This is a genomic window from Stutzerimonas sp. LR2 (genome assembly GCF_055755175.1).
This window is the reverse complement of sequence record NZ_JBVTRR010000062.1, coordinates 1-825: the sequence shown is the minus strand read 5'-3', so window position 1 is coordinate 825 and position 825 is coordinate 1. Positions and strand designations below refer to the sequence as shown.

At 45.9% G+C, this 825-nt stretch carries 1 pseudogene; it reads left to right on the top strand.

The window, feature by feature from the left end:
• Window positions 1–825, top strand: a pseudogene (locus tag ACVRRC_RS22040) (formate dehydrogenase-N subunit alpha); the annotation flags it as partial.

Here is an 825-nt window from a genome sequence, read left to right as displayed (position 1 = left end):
ATTGATGCGCCTACGCCAACTATACCAAGAAGAAGGCGGTGTTTGCCCTGAACCATTAATGAATCTCTCTTGGAACTATGTAGACCCATATGACCCACAACCTGAAGAAGTGGCGAGGGAAGCGAATGGCCAAGCGATGCAGGATATTTATGATGATGCGGGCAAGCTATTATTCAAGAAAGGACAACAACTTGATGGCTTCCACCAATTGAAATCCGATGGCTCAACAGCCAGTTTTTGCTGGGTCTATTCTGGTTGCTGGACAGAAAAAGGCAATCAGATGGCAAACCGCGATAATGCAGATCCATCCGGTTTAGGTTGTACCCCAGGCTGGGCGTTCGCATGGCCGCAAAACCGCCGTGTTCTCTATAACCGTGCGTCAGTCGACCCAAGTGGAAAACCATGGGATGAAAAACGCCAACTCATTAAGTGGGATGGTACCCAATGGGGGGGCTTTGATGTTCCTGATTTTGGTAATGCCCCGCCAAACAGCGGTGTAGGGCCATTTATTATGCAACCTGAGGGTGTCGGTCGCTTATTCTCCGTGGATAAAATGGCTGACGGCCCATTCCCTGAATTCTACGAACCGTTTGAATCTCCTGTAGAACATAATATTTTGCATCCAAAAGTGTCACGTAACCCAGTAGCCCGCTTATATAGCTATGATAAAGAGCATTTAGGAAATGCAAAAGATTTTCCATATGTAGCAACCACTTACTCCATCACTGAGCTATTCCGTCATTGGACGAAACATTCATTATTAAATGCCATTGCACAGCCTGACCAATTTATCGAAATTGGTGAACAATTAGCCTCACAAAAAGG